This window comes from Bacteroides sp. AF20-13LB (assembly GCF_003603065.1).
GTDB classification, from domain to species: domain Bacteria; phylum Bacteroidota; class Bacteroidia; order Bacteroidales; family Bacteroidaceae; genus Bacteroides; species Bacteroides uniformis.
The window spans coordinates 271,336-291,203 of record NZ_QTMH01000002.1 but is presented as its reverse complement, the minus strand read 5'-3'; the positions used below and the strand labels follow the sequence as shown (position 1 = coordinate 291,203).

Annotated in this window: 18 protein-coding genes; 9 read left to right on the top strand and 9 right to left on the bottom strand. The window is 47.2% G+C overall.

From position 1 onward, the window contains the following. The first annotated feature begins 1 nt into the window (after nt 1). From DWX62_RS03470 to DWX62_RS03460, 3 genes are all read left to right on the top strand, one after another. Nucleotides 2–2,149 carry a glycoside hydrolase family 97 protein gene (locus DWX62_RS03470; protein ID WP_008665155.1) on the top strand — a complete coding sequence of 716 codons (2,148 nt, stop codon included), beginning with the start codon at nt 2–4 and terminating at the stop codon, nt 2,147–2,149. A gap of 378 nt (nt 2,150–2,527) precedes the next feature. Next, nucleotides 2,528–3,865: an NADP-specific glutamate dehydrogenase gene (gene gdhA, locus DWX62_RS03465; protein WP_008665157.1), complete on the top strand. Its 1,338-nt coding sequence runs from the start codon at nt 2,528–2,530 to the stop codon at nt 3,863–3,865. Nucleotides 3,866–4,002: 137 nt separating this feature from the next. Beyond that, complete coding sequence (locus tag DWX62_RS03460; RefSeq protein ID WP_005827001.1) at nt 4,003–5,166, top strand: Xaa-Pro peptidase family protein; 1,164 nt, start codon at nt 4,003–4,005, stop codon at nt 5,164–5,166. Between the two features lie 195 nt (nt 5,167–5,361). Here the strand turns inward: DWX62_RS03460 and DWX62_RS03455 are convergent, their stop codons facing one another. Beyond that, on the bottom strand, nt 5,362–6,354 hold the full coding sequence (locus DWX62_RS03455) for a DUF3843 family protein (RefSeq protein WP_005826997.1): 993 nt from the start codon (nt 6,352–6,354) through the stop codon (nt 5,362–5,364). A gap of 23 nt (nt 6,355–6,377) precedes the next feature. Then, a complete protein-coding gene (gene ruvA / locus DWX62_RS03450; RefSeq protein WP_005833022.1) occupies nt 6,378–6,980 on the bottom strand; it encodes a Holliday junction branch migration protein RuvA in 603 nt (200 codons plus the stop codon). Between the two features lie 195 nt (nt 6,981–7,175). On the opposite strand from ruvA, the gene DWX62_RS03440 reads away from it, so the two are divergent. Further along, nucleotides 7,176–8,075, top strand: a complete 900-nt coding sequence (locus tag DWX62_RS03440) for a diaminopimelate dehydrogenase (protein ID WP_022401162.1) — start codon at nt 7,176–7,178, stop codon at nt 8,073–8,075. A gap of 132 nt (nt 8,076–8,207) precedes the next feature. On the opposite strand, the gene rseP is transcribed toward DWX62_RS03440, so the two are convergent. From rseP to tsaB, 7 genes are all read right to left on the bottom strand, one after another. Further along, complete coding sequence (gene rseP, locus DWX62_RS03435; RefSeq protein WP_005826988.1) at nt 8,208–9,539, bottom strand: RIP metalloprotease RseP; 1,332 nt, start codon at nt 9,537–9,539, stop codon at nt 8,208–8,210. A 112-nt stretch (nt 9,540–9,651) separates the two neighbouring features. Then, entirely contained in the window at nt 9,652–10,797 is a 1,146-nt protein-coding gene (locus DWX62_RS03430) for a 1-deoxy-D-xylulose-5-phosphate reductoisomerase (RefSeq protein ID WP_035449079.1), read from the bottom strand. A gap of 36 nt (nt 10,798–10,833) precedes the next feature. Beyond that, nucleotides 10,834–11,691, bottom strand: a complete 858-nt coding sequence (locus tag DWX62_RS03425) for a M23 family metallopeptidase (RefSeq protein WP_005826982.1) — start codon at nt 11,689–11,691, stop codon at nt 10,834–10,836. Further along, the gene (gene rimM, locus DWX62_RS03420; protein WP_035449078.1) at nt 11,688–12,224 is read right to left on the bottom strand and encodes a ribosome maturation factor RimM; all 537 of its coding nucleotides are present in this window, start codon (nt 12,222–12,224) and stop codon (nt 11,688–11,690) included. Before rimM ends, DWX62_RS03425 begins: the two co-directional genes overlap by 4 nt. A 1-nt stretch (nt 12,225) precedes the next feature. Continuing rightward, nucleotides 12,226–13,533, bottom strand: a complete 1,308-nt coding sequence (murA, locus tag DWX62_RS03415) for a UDP-N-acetylglucosamine 1-carboxyvinyltransferase (RefSeq protein ID WP_035449077.1) — start codon at nt 13,531–13,533, stop codon at nt 12,226–12,228. Between the two features lie 98 nt (nt 13,534–13,631). Next, a complete protein-coding gene (locus DWX62_RS03410) occupies nt 13,632–14,252 on the bottom strand; it encodes a DUF4290 domain-containing protein (protein ID WP_005826977.1) in 621 nt (206 codons plus the stop codon). A gap of 121 nt (nt 14,253–14,373) precedes the next feature. Next, entirely contained in the window at nt 14,374–15,066 is a 693-nt protein-coding gene (tsaB, locus tag DWX62_RS03405) for a tRNA (adenosine(37)-N6)-threonylcarbamoyltransferase complex dimerization subunit type 1 TsaB (RefSeq protein ID WP_005833019.1), read from the bottom strand. A 91-nt stretch (nt 15,067–15,157) separates the two neighbouring features. Here tsaB and DWX62_RS03400 point away from each other — a divergent pair, with 91 nt between their 5' ends. From DWX62_RS03400 to DWX62_RS03380, 5 genes are all read left to right on the top strand, one after another. After that, nucleotides 15,158–16,042, top strand: a complete 885-nt coding sequence (locus DWX62_RS03400) for a YicC/YloC family endoribonuclease (protein ID WP_035449074.1) — start codon at nt 15,158–15,160, stop codon at nt 16,040–16,042. 36 nt (nt 16,043–16,078) lie between these two features. After that, on the top strand, nt 16,079–16,642 hold the full coding sequence (gene gmk, locus DWX62_RS03395) for a guanylate kinase (RefSeq protein ID WP_005826973.1): 564 nt from the start codon (nt 16,079–16,081) through the stop codon (nt 16,640–16,642). Then, nucleotides 16,639–16,875 carry a hypothetical protein gene (locus DWX62_RS03390; protein WP_005826972.1) on the top strand — a complete coding sequence of 79 codons (237 nt, stop codon included), beginning with the start codon at nt 16,639–16,641 and terminating at the stop codon, nt 16,873–16,875. The genes gmk and DWX62_RS03390 overlap by 4 nt, the downstream gene beginning before the upstream one ends. A gap of 22 nt (nt 16,876–16,897) precedes the next feature. Next, nucleotides 16,898–17,467, top strand: coding sequence for a nicotinate (nicotinamide) nucleotide adenylyltransferase (nadD, locus tag DWX62_RS03385; RefSeq protein WP_008665167.1), 570 nt, complete (start codon nt 16,898–16,900; stop codon nt 17,465–17,467). Between the two features lie 133 nt (nt 17,468–17,600). Then, nucleotides 17,601–19,805, top strand: coding sequence for a beta-N-acetylglucosaminidase (locus DWX62_RS03380; RefSeq protein ID WP_008665168.1), 2,205 nt, complete (start codon nt 17,601–17,603; stop codon nt 19,803–19,805). Nucleotides 19,806–19,868 lie beyond the last annotated feature (63 nt).

Sequence of the window (19,868 nt, the reverse complement as noted above, 5' to 3'; positions counted from 1 at the left end):
GATGTATATGAAACATGTATTATTAACAGTTGTATTTCTGGGAATTGCTTGTGTGGCGATGGCACACGAATTGTCATCTCCCAATGGGAATCTGAAACTCAATGTTGTGCTTGATTCCGAGGGGGGGCCGGTCTATAGCTTATATTACAAAGGAGAGCCGGTTGTAGAACCTTCTGCCTTGGGAATACTTATGGAAGAAGCGGATTTGTCAAATGGCTTCCGGATTCTTGATGCAACAAATTCTACTTTTGATGAAACTTGGATGCCTGTATGGGGAGAGTATGAAAAAGTCCGTAACCATTACAATGAACTTACTGTCACTCTCTCACAACCGGCAAAGCACGACCGTATGATGATTGTACGTTTTCGATTGTTTGACGATGGACTCGGATTCCGTTATGAGTTGCCGGAGCAGAAAACCATGAATTATCTGACGGTAAAAGACGAACTGACGGAATTCAATCTGACCGGTAATCATACACTCTATTGCATTCCCGGTGATTATGATACGAATGAGTTTGCCTATACTACTGCGGCCATTTCCGAAGTGCGCGAAGCTATGGAACGTAATCTACGTAAAAAAGGATATGAAGCTAAAGCGACTTCATTCACAGTACAAACACCCCTTATGATAAAGACTACCGAAGGACTTTATATCAATATTCATGAAGCTGCCTTGGTAGATTATTCTGCCATGTTGCTGAATGTGGATGATAAAGAGTTTAACTTTTCTGCTCATCTTACTCCCGATAAATTAGGAAAGAAAGGATATCTGCAATTACCGTTGCATACCCCGTGGCGTACAATTATGGTTAGTGACGATGCACGTAGCATCCTTGCTTCTCAGTTGATTCTTAATCTGAATGAACCTTGTAAGCTGGAAGATACTTCTTGGATTAAGCCACAGAAATTTATCGGTGTCTGGTGGGAGATGTTTACTGGTGGAGGAGGTACATGGGCATATAGCGACTATTATAAGGCTAAACCCGGCATAACCGACTATTCAAAGTTAACTCCTAATGGACATCATCCGGCCAATACTGAACATGTGAAAGAGTACATAGACTTTGCGGCGGAGAATGGTATTGATGCGGTATTGGTTGAGGGCTGGAATGAAGGTTGGGAAGATTGGGCATCCTATCGTAAGGATCGTCAGTTCCTTTTTGACAAACCTTATCCGGACTTTGATGTTGCGGTACTACATGCCTATGCCAAATCAAAGGGAGTAAAGATTATCATGCATCATGAGACGGCTGCTAATGCTGCCGACTATGAGCGGCAGCTGGATGTAGCCTTTCAATTTATGGTAGATAATGGCTATAATTCTGTAAAGACCGGATATGTGGGCTCAATCATTCCCCGTAGTGAATATCATTCCTCACAATGGATGAACAATCATTATATACATGTGGTGAAGCGTGCTGCTGATTATAAGATTATGGTAGATAGTCACGAGGCTGTTCGTCCCACCGGCTTGTGCCGTACCTGGCCCAACTGGGTAGCGCAAGAATCTGCCCGTGGTGGTGAGTTTGAATCTATGGGGGGCAATGATCCGGATCATACTTGTATCTTGCCGTTTACTCGGTTGAAGGGTGGTCCGATGGATTACACTCCTGGTATTTTCCAGACAAAACTTTCGTATTATAATGGTTCGAAACCTAAAGGTCAGGCGGGTACTACATTGGTAAAACAATTGGCTCTATATGTAACGATGCCCTCTCCGTTACAGATGGCAGCAGACCTGCCGGATAATTATCGCCGTTTTCCCGATGCGTTTCAATTTATTAAGGATGTAGCGGTGGATTGGAGCAATTCTTGGTATCTGGAAGCCGAACCGGGTGATTATATCACAGTGGCTCGTCAAGCCAAAGGAAAACAAGAGTGGTATGTAGGTGCTATTACCGACGAACATCCTCGTACGGCAACTATTCCTTTCTCTTTCTTACCCGAAGGAAGGAAATATATTGTTACCGTTTATGCAGATGGTCGGGATGCAGACTGGAAAGATAATCCGCAGAGCTATGACATCCGTCGTGGCATAGTAACGTCAAAGAGTGTGCTGCGTCAACCTCTGGCAAGTAGTGGAGGGGTGGCTATCAGTGTTCGAGAAGCAACAAAAGAAGAGGTAAAAGGATTGAAGAAATTATGAAGCTTGTCCGTACATAGTAATTATTATGTTGCGGATTTAATACAAGCATTTAAGAATTAAAGTTAGCAATTGGAAAGGCATAGTCCGTGAGGATTGTGTCTTTTTTCGTAAATTATTCGTCATTTCTTATTTTCTTTATTATAATTTTTTCTATATTTATGCCGTTATGGCGAATTGTTGACAGAATAGGAAAAGAATAGACCATTTAGGTATGAATAGAGAATGCCGGGGATTTGACATTTTATCATTCTTTAATCAAAATATAACCGTAAAATTTAGCTGTTTTGAAAAGTTTTCTTATATTTGCGGTGTTATTCATTGACATTTTGTTTGAATAGCGTGAAGTCAACAAGGTAATAACCTTTAAAACGTAATATTATGAATATCGAACGTATCATGGCCTCTTTAGAGGCAAAGCACCCCGGCGAGTCTGAGTATCTTCAAGCCGTAAAGGAAGTTCTTCTTTCCATCGAAGATATCTATAACCAACATCCTGAGTTCGAGAAAGCGAAAATTATAGAACGTCTGGTTGAACCTGACCGTATCTTTACTTTCCGTGTAACGTGGGTGGATGATAAGGGTGAAGTTCAGACGAACCTCGGCTATCGTGTGCAGTTCAACAATGCCATTGGCCCGTACAAAGGCGGTATTCGTTTCCATGCTTCCGTAAATCTTTCTATCCTCAAATTCCTGGGATTTGAGCAGACTTTCAAGAATGCTTTGACTACATTGCCTATGGGCGGTGGTAAGGGTGGTTCCGACTTCTCTCCGCGCGGAAAGAGCGATGCTGAAATCATGCGTTTCTGTCAGGCCTTCATGCTGGAATTGTGGCGTCACCTCGGTCCGGATATGGATGTTCCTGCCGGTGATATCGGTGTAGGCGGTCGCGAAGTGGGCTATATGTTCGGTATGTATAAGAAGTTGACTCGCGAATTTACGGGCACATTTACCGGTAAAGGATTGGAATTTGGCGGTTCGCTGATTCGTCCCGAAGCAACAGGATTCGGCGGCTTGTATTTCGTAAACCAAATGTTACAAACAAAAGGCATTGACATCAAGGGCAAGACCGTGGCTATCTCCGGTTTTGGAAATGTGGCTTGGGGTGCTGCTACCAAGGCTACCGAATTGGGTGCCAAGGTGGTTACCATCTCCGGTCCCGACGGTTACATCTACGACCCGAACGGTATCAGTGGCGAAAAGATAGATTATATGCTGGAACTCCGGTCATCGGGCAACGATATCGTAGCACCGTATGCCGACGAATTCCCCGGCTCTACTTTCGTAGCAGGCAAACGCCCGTGGGAAGTGAAAGCGGACATCGCTCTGCCTTGCGCTACCCAGAACGAGCTGAACGGCGAAGATGCACAACACCTCATTGACAACAAGGTGACATGTGTAGGCGAAATCTCCAATATGGGATGTACGCCCGAAGCTATCGACCTTTTTATTGAAAATAAGATTATGTATGCACCGGGTAAGGCTGTCAATGCAGGTGGTGTGGCTACCAGCGGACTGGAAATGTCGCAGAACGCCATGCACCTCAGCTGGAGTGCAGCCGAAGTGGATGAAAAACTCCACGCCATCATGCACGGAATTCATGCTCAATGCGTAAAATATGGGACAGAACCTGATGGCTACATCAACTACGTGAAGGGAGCGAATATCGCCGGCTTCATGAAGGTGGCTCATGCCATGATGGGTCAGGGAATTATCTAAGAGAGAAACTTTGTTTAGTTGTATTTGTATTTGTGGTTTGTGCTGCCCTACGCCTGTGAAGGTATGGGGCAGTACTTTTTTATTCTCAATTAAAAAAGTTGTATCTTTGTATCCGAGAAACCATAAATGACAAAGAGATGTTACTACCTGAATTGAAACTGAGACGTGATAAAATACGCTCTCTCATGGCTCAACAAGAGATTGATGCCGCTCTTATCGCTTGCAATGTAAATTTAATCTATACGTACGGACGTGTCGTCAGCGGTTACTTGTATCTGCCGTTGAATGCTCCCGCTCGTTTATTCATCAAACGTCCCAACAATATTGAAGGGGAACATATTCATCCTATCCGTAAACCGGAACAACTGCCTGACTTACTAAAGGAATGTGGTTTGCCCATACCTGCGAGGTTGATGCTGGAGGGGGATGAGTTGTCTTTTACGGAATATAACCGTTTGGCTGCGTGTTTCCCTGAAACGGAGGTGCTTCCTTGTGGTACGGCACTTATCCGGAAGGCCCGAAGTGTCAAGACTGAAATAGAGATTGAGATGTTCCGCCGTTCCGGCATTGCACATGCTAAAGCTTACGAACAAATACCCTCGGTTTATAGACCAGGAATGACAGACCGCCAGTTATCCATCGAAATAGAGCGCCTGATGCGTTTGGAAGGTTGTCTGGGTATTTTCCGTACCTTCGGACAAAGTATGGAGATTTTTATGGGAAGTCTGCTGGCAGGAGATAATGCTACTGCGCCTGCCCCCTATGATTTTGCTCTGGGAGGCGAGGGACTTGATCCGTCACTGCCTATCAGTGTGAACGGTGCACTGTTGCAGCCCGGCCAGAGCTTTATGGTCGATATGGGGGGTAACTTCTATGGCTATATGGGAGACATGAGCCGTGTATTCTCTATCGGAAAGTTGCCGGAAAAGGCATATGTTGCCCATCAGGTTTGCCTGGACATACAAGAGGCTGTTGTAGAAAAAGCGAAACCGGGTGCTGTTTGTGAGGACCTTTACAATCTCGCTATCGATATTGTCACCAAAGCGGGCTTTGCCGACAACTTTATGGGAGCCACTCAAAAAGCCAAGTTTATCGGTCATGGCATCGGACTGGAAATCAATGAAATGCCGGTGCTGGCTCCACGCATGAAGCAGGAGCTGGAACCGGGCATGGTCTTTGCTTTGGAACCGAAGATTGTTTTGCCAGGCATTGGTCCCGTCGGTATCGAAAACTCTTGGGTTGTAACAGCGGAAGGAGTGGAGAAACTGACGTTGTGTAAGGAAGAGATTGTGGAACTTTGAAAATTGATAATGGATAATGGAAAATTGCCATGCGGTTTCAATAAATACGCTGCACTGTTTATTTTTCCATTATCCATTTTCAATTATTTTACCCTTCTGTTAAGCTGATTATTCGCTTTCGAAGGTTTGGATTTACCAATCCGTTTTCCGGTTGGCTTGGCCTTGTTGCTCCGTTTGGGCTTTATGCCGGAATGGTTACTCGCCTTCATAATATTCACATAAGTAGTAGCGGGCTATAAAGTCCCAATATTGATGCAGTGTTTCTTTTCCTTTCAAGAAGGGAAGTTCCACATCGGGTAGAATTCCTTTGGTCATTCCGTATTTCAGCAGGTCGAACGGACACTCTCCGGGTTGGCAGAACATCTTGTAACCCTCTGCAGCAGCGCGTTTGGCATCGTACATCGGGTTATGTTCTTCACAGAAATAGGCGGCCACGTTGTGGGCTACGAGCATACCTTTGGCGTTGGCATAAATCACGAACTCTTTTTGGTATTCCAGGTCGGGCAATAATGCGGACCGTTTGTTTTCCCATCCCAAGACATCGACAAAGAAAGTGCAAAGCTCCTTGTAATCGGTGAAGTATAGCAGCGGTTTCCCCTGGCTGTATTCCAGACAGCGGGCGGCATCTTTGCTCAGTTTGGTTTCCGGAGTGACTTCCGGCAGCGGAGTAATGGGCATATCCAGTAAATCAAGTCCCATTACCCAAAGGAAGGAAGATTCTCCCTCGCTGATGGGAGCTTCTTCGAAACGTGCATCCATCAGTTCATAGGCGCTTTGGCTTAATGCAAGCAGGTCTTTGTCATAAGGACTGAACAAGGTGTATTCCTTGTCAAAAATACTAAATTGTGATTTCAATGTCCACAGTACGAATGCAATGTCTTCCTGATTTATTTCATCGGGCGTATAATCGTCACCCAGTGGATAGAACGGCAGGTAAGTTCCGTATACTCCTTGAAAGGCTTCGGAGAAAAGTTTCCAGCCTCCGCTTTGGGCAATGGCATCTTGAAAGTACATGCCGAGGGAGATGGCTGCGTCAATTTGGGTACGCAGGTCTTCCTTGTTGAACAAGGGAGAGGTCTTGACGAGGGGCAGGATGCTTGTGGCAAAGTCGAGGTACCATTTGTCCGTTGGCAGTACGTGGGTGCGTTCATTGGCCCCCAACCAATATTGCATGTTGATTGTTGTCATGATTTGTTTGTTTTAGATAAATATTATAGTCTTTTTAATGCCAATTTGATGACTTGTTCCACCGGTGCGCTTGGTTCTTCCTTCAAAATGGCAAGCACTACTTTTTGTGAGGGGGCTTGTGCAAAGCCCAGCATGGTAAGGGCGGCTACGGCTTCTTCTTGTACTTGTGCGTTGGCTGCCGATACCAGTGTACCTATGGTCCCTGCGTTGCCGGCTACAACGCTGCCGGTCTTGATTTTGTCTTTTAAATCCACAATTATCCGTTGGGCTGTTTTCAGCCCGATACCCTTGACTGTTTTCAGTAGAGTGGCGTTTTCCGTGCTGATGACATTTATCAGTTCGGATGGCGAGAGTGCCGAGAGAATCATGCGAGCTGTATTTCCGCCGATGCCTGAAACGGAGATGAGCAACAGGAATAGTTCGCGTTCCTGCTTGTCAGCGAACCCGTAGAGGACATAGGCGTCTTCACGGATAGCTTCATATATATATAGTTTGCATTCTTTCTTGCCCTGGATGGCGGCATACGTATTCAATGAAATATTGACGCCGTATCCCAGTCCGTTGCAGTCTATTATTGCGGTTGCCGGACTTAGTTCGGCAATTCCGCCTCTGATGTATTCTATCATAATTCTTTTGCTTGTTGGCCCCAAATGTGCCTTGCGTACATATCATCTGCGAATGTATGAATTATTATTGGACTTTCACTCACTAAAAAAAGAAAAACTGTGTGAAACAGCAGGGAGTTCTGCCGATATAATAAATTAAAATGCTTACTTTTGCGCCGATAAAGTAGAAAACTGATAAATAAATTCATAAAAAGAATGAAAAAAGTAAGAGCGGCCATCGTTGGCTATGGTAATATCGGGCATTATGTGCTCGAAGCCCTGCAAGCAGCTCCCGATTTCGAAATTGCCGGTGTAGTACGCCGTGCCGGAGCTGAAAACTGTCCTGCGGAACTGAGTGCATATCCCGTTGTGAAGAATATCAAGGAACTGAAAGGCGTGGATGTTGCTATCCTTTGTACGCCTACCCGCAAAGTGGAAGAGTATGCAAAGGAGATCCTTGCTTTAGGCATTCATACTGTGGACAGTTTCGATATCCATACGGGTATCACTGCCTTGCGCCGCACACTGGATGCAGAGGCTAAAAAGCATAATACGGTATCCATCATTTCTGCCGGCTGGGATCCGGGTAGTGACTCCATTGTCCGCACTATGCTGGAAGCCATTGCTCCGAAAGGCATTACCTATACTAATTTTGGTCCGGGTATGAGCATGGGACACACCGTGGCTGTAAAGGCCATCGAAGGTGTGAAAGCCGCTCTTTCCATGACTATTCCTACAGGAACCGGCATTCACCGTCGTATGGTGTACATTGAGTTGAAGGATGGTTACGAATTTGATAAGGTGGCTGCAGCCATCAAAGCCGACCCGTACTTCGTGAATGACGAAACACATGTAAAATTGGTTCCGAGTGTGGATGCACTGCTCGATATGGGGCATGGGGTAAACTTGACCCGTAAGGGTGTGTCCGGCAAGACGCAGAACCAGCTATTTGAGTTCAACATGCGTATCAACAATCCTGCCCTCACGGCACAAGTGCTGGTATGTGTGGCGCGTGCCGCTATGCGTCAGCAGCCGGGTTGCTATACAATGGTTGAAGTTCCGGTAATAGACCTGCTTCCGGGCGATAGAGAAGAGTGGATCGGCCATTTGGTATAAGACACAGAAAAAACAGATGATGTGTTTGGCTCAAACGCATCGTCTGCTTGCCCCGAACACATCATCTGTTTGATGTAAATGCATCATCCGTTCTACTGCGAATGGATGATGCGTTTTTTTATGTCTTGTTCTTTAAAAGAAATACCTCAGTATATCATTGAAGTTTGCCCAAATCAGCAAACCGAACAAGAGGAACATGCCCACCATCTGCGCACGTTCCATAAACTTGTCGCTGGGCTTGCGGCGTGCAATGATTTCGTAAATGAGGAATAACACGTGTCCGCCGTCCAGTGCAGGGATGGGCAGAATATTCATAAAGGCAAGGATGATGGAGAGGAATGCCGTCATGTACCAGAACTGGTGCCAGTCCCACGTGGCGGGGAAAATACTGCCGATGGTTCCGAAACCTCCGAGTTGCTTGGCTCCTTCCTTGGAGAAGAGATATTTCATCTGGCCTACGTAGCCTTTCAGAGTCTTTACCCCCAAAGATACGCCGGCAGGGAAAGAGGAAAGGAAACTGTATTCCTTGCGGACAACGGGCAGCAGTTTGTCGGTTGCCGTACGTGCTGCTACGCCTATTTCATAGTCGGCATTGGTCATCATGCTCAAGGTGTCTGTCACACCGTTACGGACGTATGTCAAGGTTACCTCATGGGATGCGTTGGCTTTCTTGCGCTTCAGCATCTCTTCTTTGAAGTCGTAGTAGGCTATTGACTTTCCATCCAAGTGGGTGATGCTGTCACCTACTTGCAGACCGGCGGAAGCGGCAGGGTATCCTACAATCAGGCTGTCGACTACATAAGGGAAACGGAAACTGGCGAAACGCACGCTGTCTGCCAGCAAGCGGTTCATCATGTCTTCGGGGATGTAGACTGAAGCAGCTTCCCCATCACGCAATACGCTTACCTGGCGAGCATCGACAATACTGGTCAGCAGGTCGCCATCATAGCGTTCGAACGGTACCCCGTCGGCAGATATTAGGATATCGCCGTCGCGGAAGCCTATGGCTTTGGCTGTTTCGTTAAAATCCATACCCAATGGGGCTTTTTGTACTGGTATATATTCGTCGCCCCAAGTAAAAAGTATCATGGAATAGATGAACAATGCGAGCAGGAAGTTGAACAATACACCGCCTACCATAATTAGCAGGCGCTGCCATGCCGGCTTGGCACGGAACTCCCATGGCTGCATGGGTTGCTTCATCTGTTCGGTATCCATAGATTCGTCTATCATACCTGCTATTTTTACATAACCACCTAAGGGTAGCCACCCGATACCGTATTCCGTGTCACTGTGTTTGGGCTTGAACTTGAATAATGTGAACCAAGGGTCAAAGAATAAGCAGAACTTTTCTACCCGCGTCTTGAACAGACGCGCAAAAAGGAAGTGCCCCCCCTCATGAACAATAACGAGCAACGAGAGGCTCATAATGAGTTGCAGGGCACGAATCAAGAATGTTTCCATCTAATTATTTGCTGTTTTACGATTTTTATAATTTTCGCAAAGGTACGTTTTCTTATTTAACGTATCAAATGAGTAGATGTTTTTTATAATTCTTTTCATTCCGCTGTATCTATCAAATCAGCTCTTCTGCTATCCGTCGGGCTTCGGCATCCGTAGCCACATAGTCTTCATAGGTGGGCTTCTGTAAGTAGGATACGCGCGACATGGTCTTTTCTATTACTTCACTCATGCCAAGGAACGAAATTTTGTCCTGCAGGAAGGCAGCTACCACCACTTCATTGGCGGCATTGACAATGCAAGGCATATTGCCTGCACGATGTAGCGCTTCGTAGGCCAGGGCGAGGTTACGGAAACGGGTGGTGTCCGGTTGCTCGAACGTCAGTTCCGTGCACAGCTTGAAGTCCAGGCGCGGGAAAGAGGCTTTCAACCGGTCGGGATAGGAGAAGGCATATTGGATGGGCAGGCGCATGTCCGGCATTCCCAGTTGTGCTTTCACGGCACCGTCCTCAAACTGTACCATGGAGTGGATGACGGATTGCGGGTGTACCACGACTTCTATCTGGTCGGGACGTACACCGAACAGCCATTTGGCTTCGATTACCTCGAACCCTTTGTTCATCATGGAAGCAGAGTCTATCGTGATTTTGGCGCCCATGTCCCAGTTGGGGTGTTTCAGTGCTTGCGCTTTGGTGACGGTTGTTAGTTGCTCCATAGTGCAGGTGCGGAACGGACCTCCGGAGGCAGTCAGTATCACTTTTTCTATTTGGTTGCCTATCTCACCGGCCAGGCACTGGAAAACGGCGGAGTGCTCGGAGTCGACGGGTAGGATGGGGACACCGCTGAAGCGTGCCAGGTTATTGATGAGCTCTCCCGCCACCACCAGCGTCTCTTTGTTGGCAAGGGCTATCGGCTTACGGGCTCGGATGGCATTCATGGTGGGCTTCAGCCCTGCATATCCCACCATGGCGGTCAATACCATATCAATGGGATTTTCGGTCACAATCTGGCAGAGGGCATCTGCGCCGGCATATACCTTGATAGGTAGGTCGGCAAGCGCTTCTTTCAGTTGCGTGTATTTCGATTCGTTGGCTATTACCACTGCCTCAGGCTTGAATCTGCGTGCCTGGGCTATGAGTTCCTCTACGCGGTTATTGGCGGTCAATACGTATGCTTCGTACTGGTCGGGATGTTCTTCGATGACCTGCAACGCTTGTGTACCGATGGAACCGGTAGAACCGAGTATGGCAATCTGTTTCATTTACTATTATGCTATTTACAATTTACTATTTGGAGACTAAAATACGATGTAAAGCTCGGGATTTACGGCCCTGCCCTTATGCCACAGCTCGAAGTGAAGGTGGGGACCGGTGGACAGCTCGCCGGTGTTTCCTACCAGTGCGATGGCTTCACCCCCTTTCACCGCATCTCCTTCCCGTTTCAGCAGAGAGCCGCAATGCTTGTAGACTGACACGAAGTCCTGGTTGTGCTGTATTTCTATCAGATAACCCGTCTCGGCAGTGTAGGTACTCAGTATGACGGTACCGTCTAAGGTGGCCAATACGCTTTCGCCCGGATTGGCGGCAATGTCCGTGCCGAAGTGTTTTGTTTCGGCATTGAAGGGAGATGAAATCATGCCGCGTGTGGGGCGGTAGAAAATCAGTCCGTCTATTTCGGGGCGAGCGGTGATGCTCGTCAGGTTGTACTTTTCTGTCTCCTCGTACTGTTTGCGGAATTCGGCTTCCCGTTGTGTACGTTCCATGAGCGAATCTTCGCGCAGGTGGGTCAACGAGTCGATGGAATGTATGGTATCTGCCTTTATCTTGCCCTGGAAGATGTCCTGGATATTCATGATATAGAGGTTCTGTCTGTTCACCAGTTGCTGGAGGGAATCTACGCGCAAGGCATTCTCCACTACCTGGGCACGGATTTCACTGTTCATATATCCCGGCAGGTAGTTGCGCAGCGGGGTGAAGGCTACGATCAGGGAGGCGATGAGAAACAATACGAACAGCACGGAGAGCAATACGGACAGTCCGTTCAGCTTGGATACGCGCAACGTGATGATATCCTCAAGGGTATTCTCGTTCGTAATCGTCAGTCTGTACTTGAACTTGATGTTACTCCAAAATGCTTTTCTTCGTTTCTTTTTCATACCTCTTCTGTTTCGTCCAAAGCTATCAAACCTTCCGGCAGGTCTACGGTGATGACCTTGTGCTTCTGGTCAATGTCTATGATAAACTCTTCTTGTGCCGGCACTAGCAGTTCTTCTCCCTGATAATCTACCACAAACAGTGTGTTGATGGTCGATGTGTCCACGTCCGTCACTTCTCCCAGCGTGCCGTGATGTACTTCCTCCATACGAAAACCGACGAAGAAGTCCCAACTCAGTTCACCTGGTCCTGCCTCTTCTGCATGCTTTACGGGGAAGTAGACCTCAATATTAGTGAACATGCGGGCGCGTTCTGTCGTGTCCACGCCTTCCAGTTTGACAAGGGCGGTGGTGTCGGAGCGGAAACGGTATTCTTCCAAGAAGAAAGGCACCAGTATACCATCCAGCAGGCAGATTAGGTATTCGGCTTCCACCCGGTCGAAGATGTCATCCGTAAAAGTGAACGATAGTTCTCCGTGAATGCCGTGGGGCTTGTTGAATATACCTATCTTATATACTTCTTCTCTCTTTATCATCTTATTCTATTCTTGTTATTCTTGCTCCGAGCGCATTCAGTCGCCCTTCGATGTTCTGATACCCACGGTCTATCTGCTCTATGTTGTGGATGCGGCTGATGCCGTCCGCACTCATGGCAGCTATCAGCAGGGCGATGCCCGCACGGATATCGGGCGAGGTCATGTTGCCGCCACGTAGTTTAAAGCCGTGGTCGTGACCGATGACAACGGCGCGGTGCGGGTCGCAGAGGATAATTTGCGCTCCCATATCTATCAGCTTGTCCACAAAGAACAAACGGCTTTCGAACATTTTCTGATGAATGAGTACACTGCCTTTTGCCTGGGTGGCAACCACCAGCAGCACACTGAGCAAGTCTGGTGTCAGTCCGGGCCAGGGTGCGTCGGCAATGGTCATGATGGAGCCGTCGATAAAGTACTCTATCTGGTACGTCTCTTGTGCGGGCACGTAAATGTCGTCTCCCCACTGCTCCATCTTGATGCCGAGTCGACGGAAACTGTCGGGGATAATTCCCAAGTTCTCGTAGGAGACATTCTTGATGGTCAGTTCGCTACGGGTCATGGCTGCCATGCCAATGAAACTGCCCACTTCAATCATGTCGGGGAGGATGGTATGCTCGGTTCCGTGCAGCTCGTCTACTCCTTCGATAGTCAGGAGGTTGGAGGCGATGCCTTCTATCTTAGCTCCCATCCGGTTCAGCATTCTGCAAAGTTGCTGCACGTAGGGTTCGCAGGCGGCGTTGTAGATGGTGGTCTTGCCTTTGGCAAGGACGGCTGCCATTACGATATTGGCTGTTCCCGTTACAGATGCCTCGTCGAGTAGCATATAACTGCCATGCAGTTGTTTGGCTGAGATTTCGTAGATGCCACGCTCCTCATTATAGACAAAGTCGGCTCCTAAATTCTGGATACCGATAAAGTGTGTATCCAGACGGCGGCGTCCTATCTTGTCTCCGCCCGGCTTGGAAATCATGGCCTTGCCGAAACGTGCCACCATCGGCCCCACCAGCATGACGGAACCGCGCAGGCTGGAACATTTTTTCAGGAACGCGTCACTTTCCAGATAGGCGAAATCAATGTTGGCAGCTTGAAAGCTGTAAGTGTCAATGCCTTTTTTAGATACGCTGACTCCCATATCCCGCATCAATTGGATAAGGTTGTTGACGTCCAGTATGTCCGGGATATTGTGCACAGTCACCTCTTCGGCAGTGAGCAATGTGGCGCAGATAATTTGCAACACCTCGTTTTTTGCTCCTTGGGGGTAAATGTCACCGGAAAGTCTGTGTCCTCCTTCGATTACAAATGATGCCATGAAATTAGTGATTAGGGGTTGGTGATTAGTGATTAGTGATTAGTGGTCTGCATGGTGATGCCGCATGGCATTAATCACTAACCACTAATCATTCAATTTTAGTATTTCCGTTTATTGTTCCGGTTGTTGTTCCGGTTATTCTGGTTGTTCACTTTCGGACGGTAGTTCTGGTCAATACGTTCGGCCATGAGACGGACGATACTGTCTGTCATTTGCAGTTTTCCGTCAGAGAGTTCGGTGAGATCATCTGAAATCTTACGGTCATCGACGGTATCTTTGTTCCATGCCATGTAGTCTTTCTTCATGTGGTTACAAATGAGCGCTATCAAGTTCTGCTTCTCTTCTCCTTCCGGAAATTCGATGGCTTTCTTTATCAGTACTTCCAGTGTACGGCCATAGTGGCGGTAGCGGATTTTGGTACTGGGGTAGGGGATGCTCTCCGGCTTGGTATTCAGATTGTCCTTGCGGATAATTTCGTACGGATAATCTATATCCAATTGGAAGTTGGCCATGATGGCAAGGTGGTCCCATAGCTTATGTTTGAAGTCGGGCACATCGCGCAGATGGGGAAACATGTTTCCCATGATGTTGATGATTGTGTTTGCGCAACGCTGGCGTTCTGCACGGTCTTCGATTGTCAGCGCGTGGTCTACCATATTCTGGATGCTGCGACCATATTCGGGTAGGGGCATCCGTTTTTGTTGAGTGTTATATTGCATCTTTAATTAGTGATTAATGTTCAACGATTAGTGATTAGGGTTTAGCGATTAGTGGTTAGTGATTAATGGGCTACGTAGTGATACCGCATGGTATTCATCCCTAATCCCTAATCGCTAAACCCTAAATAAGTTTCTTTGGCGTGCCGGCTACGAATTCCTTCAAATAGAAGGGTTCGAAATAGGCCACATCCTTGAAATCTTGTTCGGCTATTGCCTTTTCTGCCAACGGGAACATCATGCCGGCAAGCGGGCGGATGCCGTCGATGAAGTGTGCATTGGGATGCGTGATTTTCTCTTTGCATTTGGCTGCACCGTCACCGAAGAAATAGACGGGATGTTGCTCTAAAAATTCTAGGTAGGAGTTTTCGTCCACAATATCGGCTGCAATGTCGCGCACCGATTTCAAGGCACGGTCGTAGATGGCAGCATAGACTTCCATGCGGCGGGCGTCAATCATCGGGCAGAGTAATGCGTCGTCGGGCAACTCATCGTGGTAGAGCAATACCGGTACACACTGAACTTTCAGGGTTTCCAGCCCGATAAGTGGCAGGTTACGTCCATAGCAGACACCTTTTGCCATCGACACGCCGATACGCAACCCGGTATACGAACCAGGGCCGCAGCTCACGGCGACTGCATCCAACGGCATGGCATGGCTATCGGCAAAGGATAGCGCCTCGTCCACAAAGATTCCCAATGAAACGGCGTGTGAAGGGCCATTCAGGTCCTCTTTCTTGAAAACGTTCTGTCCATCCTCGCTCACGGCTACGGAGCAGGCAGAAGTGGACGTTTCAATATGCAAGATACATGACATAACTTTTATTCTTGATTTTATTGTGGCAAATTTACGTGATTATTTTCACTAATTAAAATAATCGTGTAATTTTGCGCAAAACTATAACATTATGATACAATCTATGACAGGCTACGGCAAAGCAACCGTCGAACTGCCTGATAAGAAAATCAACGTTGAAATAAAGTCGCTCAATAGTAAGGCAATGGACCTATCTGCCCGCATTGCTCCGCTTTATCGTGAGAAGGAGATGGAAATCCGTAATGAAATATCACGGAAACTGGAGCGCGGAAAGGTGGATTTCAGCCTTTGGATAGAAAAGAAAGAGAGTGCGGAAAGCGCCACTCCCATCAACCAGACATTGGTTGAGGGATATTACAAGCAGATTTGTGCTATATCAGAAAATCTAGGAATACCTGTGCCGGATGCGATGGACTGGTTTGCCACGTTACTCCGTATGCCGGATGTGATGACGAAGAATGATACGCAGGAACTGAGTGAGGAGGAATGGGCTGTGGTCTATTCGGCTGTGGAAAAGGCTGTCGGTGCGCTGGTGGACTTCCGTAAGCAGGAAGGAGCTGCCCTTGAAAAGAAGTTCCGTGAGAAGATCGCCAATATCTCCCATTTGTTGGAGACTATCGCTCCCTACGAGAAAGAGCGTGTGGCCAAAGTGAAGGAGCGTATTACCGATGCACTGGAAAAGACCTTGAGCGTGGATTATGACAAGAACCGTCTGGAGCAGGAACTCATCTACTACATCGAAAAACTGGATGTGAACGAAGAGAAACAGCGTCTTGGCAATCATCTGAAATATTTTATCAATACGCTGGAAACCGGAACCGGACAAGGCAAGAAGTTAGGGTTCATCGCCCAGGAGATGGGACGCGAAATCAATACCTTGGGCAGTAAGTCCAATCATGCGGAGATGCAGAAGATTGTCGTTCAGATGAAAGATGAATTGGAGCAAATCAAGGAACAAGTATTGAACGTCATGTAGTATCAAATAGTAAATCGTCAAATCGTAAATAATTCGATGGCAAAACTTATCATATTTTCAGCCCCTTCGGGCTCTGGCAAGTCAACGATTATCAACTATCTGCTGACTCAAAATCTGAACTTGGCATTCTCCATCTCAGCGACCAGCCGCCCGCCCCGCGGAACGGAGAAAGATGGAGTGGAGTATTTCTTTCTGACTCCTGACGAGTTCCGTCGTCGCATAGCCAATGATGAATTCCTGGAGTATGAAGAGGTATATCAGGACCGTTTTTACGGAACACTGAAGGAGCAGGTGGAAAAGCAATTGGCTGCCGGACAGAATGTAGTGTTCGATGTGGATGTAGTGGGTGGTTGCAATATCAAGAAATTCTATGGTGAGCGTGCTTTGTCTGTTTTCATTCAGCCACCTTCAGTGGAGGAATTGCGCAAACGCTTGGTGGGGCGCGGAACAGATGCTCCCGAAGTGATAGAGAGCCGCGTGGCGAAAGCCGAATACGAACTGGGCTTTGCACCGAAGTTCGATACCGTGATTGTGAACGATGACCTGGAGACAGCCAAAGCGGAAGCATTGAAAGTAATCTCTCAATTCTTGAACGAATGAAACAACGTGGAGGAGTGTACAACCAGTTGGCACCGAGGAGGAAGAATAGCCCGAAGCTGAACAAGGCATTGCTAATTATTAATAGCGTTCTGTTCGTCTGCTCCCTTGTTGTGGGTGTATTGTATATACATCATGGCGAGCCTCGTTCCAGTATTTCAATGTTTCTTATCTCTGTAGTGACGATTTTCAATGCTTGGGCTGCCTGGCGTGCGTTGCAAAGACGTCCTTTGTAAGGTTGTATATGAATAAGAATAAATGAATATAGGAATCTTCAGCGGCTCGTTCAACCCGATACACATCGGACATTTGGCCCTCGCCAACTATCTTTGCGAATACGGGGACCTGGACGAAGTGTGGTTTATGGTCACCCCCCACAATCCGCTGAAGGAAGAAAACGATCTGATGGATGACAAGTTACGTTTGAAGCTGGTGCAGCTAGCCACTGAGGGTTATCCCAAGTTTCGCGCTTCCGATTTTGAATTCCATCTGCCTCGGCCTTCTTATACTGTTCATACGTTGGATGCGCTGAAACGGACTTATCCCCAACACACTTTCCATCTTGTCATTGGTTCGGACAACTGGAGGCTGTTCCACCGTTGGTACGAGTCGGAACGCATTATTGCCGAAAATCATCTTCTGGTTTATCCCCGTCCCGGCTATCCGGTAGAGGCCACCTTTTTACCGCAGAATGTGCGGACAGTTTCTTCTCCGGTATTCGAAATCAGCTCCACTTTTATCCGTCGGGCCATAGAGGAGGGAAAAGACGTACGCTACTTCCTGCATCCGGCTGTGTGCGATGAACTCAAACGGATGCAGAATAAATGAATCTTTAAACTGAAATAAATGTCTGTATTTGTACGTGTTTTCATATTTATTTCTTATTTTTGAACGTATCAACCTTGAATGCATGGAAGAGTTTTCTTAATACATAGATATTCCTTAATTTAATAATCCGCTTATGAGAAAAGAACTACTGTTACTGGGAGCATTCGGTATGCTGACGACAGCGACGCTTTGTGCGCAAGAGTTTCATTTGCAACCTACTCCCCAAGAATATATTACGCAAAAAGATTCTGTTGATATTCCCCGACAATACCAGATCCTTTCCGGCAATTCCGTGCAGGACGGACCTGCGTTGCCTTTACTCCGTTCATTGATGCCGGAAGAGGTGCTTGGCGCTTCTTTCCGTGTATATATAGGAGTGAAAGGAGATAAGATTATCAAGAAATACCAACATCGGATTCCACGCAAATCCGAAGGTTATTTCCTGAAAATAGAAAAAGACTGCATCGTCATAGCCGGTGCTGACGAACGGGGAGCGTACTATGGTGTACAGACTCTTGCGCAGTTGCTTGCTTTAGACAAGCTGCCTTTGGCTGAAGTGACGGACTATCCTGATGTTCCCTATCGGGGTGTGGTAGAAGGTTTTTACGGTGCTCCCTGGAGTCAGGAGGCGCGTATACGCCAGCTTGATTTTTATGGTCGGAACAAAATGAATGTCTATATCTATGGACCGAAAGACGATCCTTATCACCGGACTCCCAACTGGCGCAAGCCTTATCCTGCTCGAGAAGGAGAAGAGTTGAAAGTATTGGTGAATAGGGCGAAGGAGAACAATGTTATTTTCTATTGGGCCATTCATCCGGGTCAGGATATTCGCTGGAATGAAGAAGACCGCTCGTTATTGTTGCAGAAGTTCGAAAGCATGTACCAGTTGGGTGTGCGTGGTTTTGCCGTTTTCTTTGATGATATTTCGGGTGAGGGGACAAAGGCAGACAAGCAGGCTGAACTGTTGAACTATATTGACGACCATTTTGTAAAAGTCAAGCGGGATGTTGCACCATTGATATTGTGTCCCACAGAGTACAACAAGTCATGGACCGATGTGGAGGGAGGCTATCTCACTACGCTTGGTGATAAGTTGAACGAGGGTATCAAGGTGATGTGGACCGGTGATATGGTAGTTGCTACTATAGATAAGTCTACGCTGGACTTCGTCAATCCGCTGCTGAAACGTAAGGCGTACATTTGGTGGAATTTCCCCGTTTCGGATTATGTACAAGACCATTTGCTGCTAGGGCCGGTTTATGGAAACGGGCTTGATGTAAAAGATGATATGTCTGCTTTTGTTTCCAATCCGATGGAACATGCCGAGGCTTCCAAAATCTCTCTGTACAGTGTAGCTGATTATACTTGGAATATGGAGAATTATGATAGTGAAACTTCTTGGAAACATGCAGTCAGAGACCTTATGCCACTTCATGCCGAATATTTGGAAATCTTCGCTGCTCATAATTCCGACCCGGGACAGAATGGACATCGCTTCCGTCGTGAAGAGTCCGTTGCCATTCAGCCTGCTCTCTCTGCCTTGTTGAAAGCCTATCAAGAGAAAAACGAGATAGATGAAGATGCCTATCGGCAGGTAGCTGAGGAATGCCGGAAGATAATCGTTGCCGCTGATGGATTGCTTGCGTCGGGAAATGAGAATCGTCCGTTGATAACTGAAATAAGGCCTTGGCTCATTCAGTTCAAACAAGTGGGAGAGTATGGTGCGGAGGTGCTGAACATGATACGCCTGCGCCAGCAGAAGGATGCATTTATAGGTAGCTACGAACACGCCCGCGCCCTGCTGGTGCTGATGGGTGAGACGGATGCCCAATATAAAGCGGGCATAAAGAGCGGCAGCCTGCATCTGATGCCTACTTTCAATGCTTTGTTCGAAGCGGCGACAACGGGCTATAATGCAGCGTTCCATGCCGGGCTTGATACAAAGGCTGTTTATTCTCCCTACACGTTGAAGAGCGACGTGAATCAGTTGGCTTCGCTTCCTATTCAGCAGAAGGGAAAGGTGAATACAATTATTCCGTCCAATGAAGTCATCAACTGGCAGGCAGGCGGTGTGCTGACCATTTCGATGGATTATGCCCGCCAGTTGAGTTCGGTGCTTATTGATTTGGGAGATGCGGAGGTGGCTAATTCTAAGTTTAAACTGGAAGTAACTTCGGATGGTACAAACTGGCAGGCGGTGGATTTGAAACCGGGATACAGAACGCAGGTGAAGGCATCTCTCAAGGATTTGAGCGTTGCGAAGATGAGGCTGGTGAATGTATCCGACACAGAGCAGAAGGTGTATTTCAAAATGTTCCGTTTTACGGAGAATTGATATGGTTCTTGATTCTTAAAATAGAGTTACGCGTCTGGGACGATGCTCCCCGTTGTTCTTAAG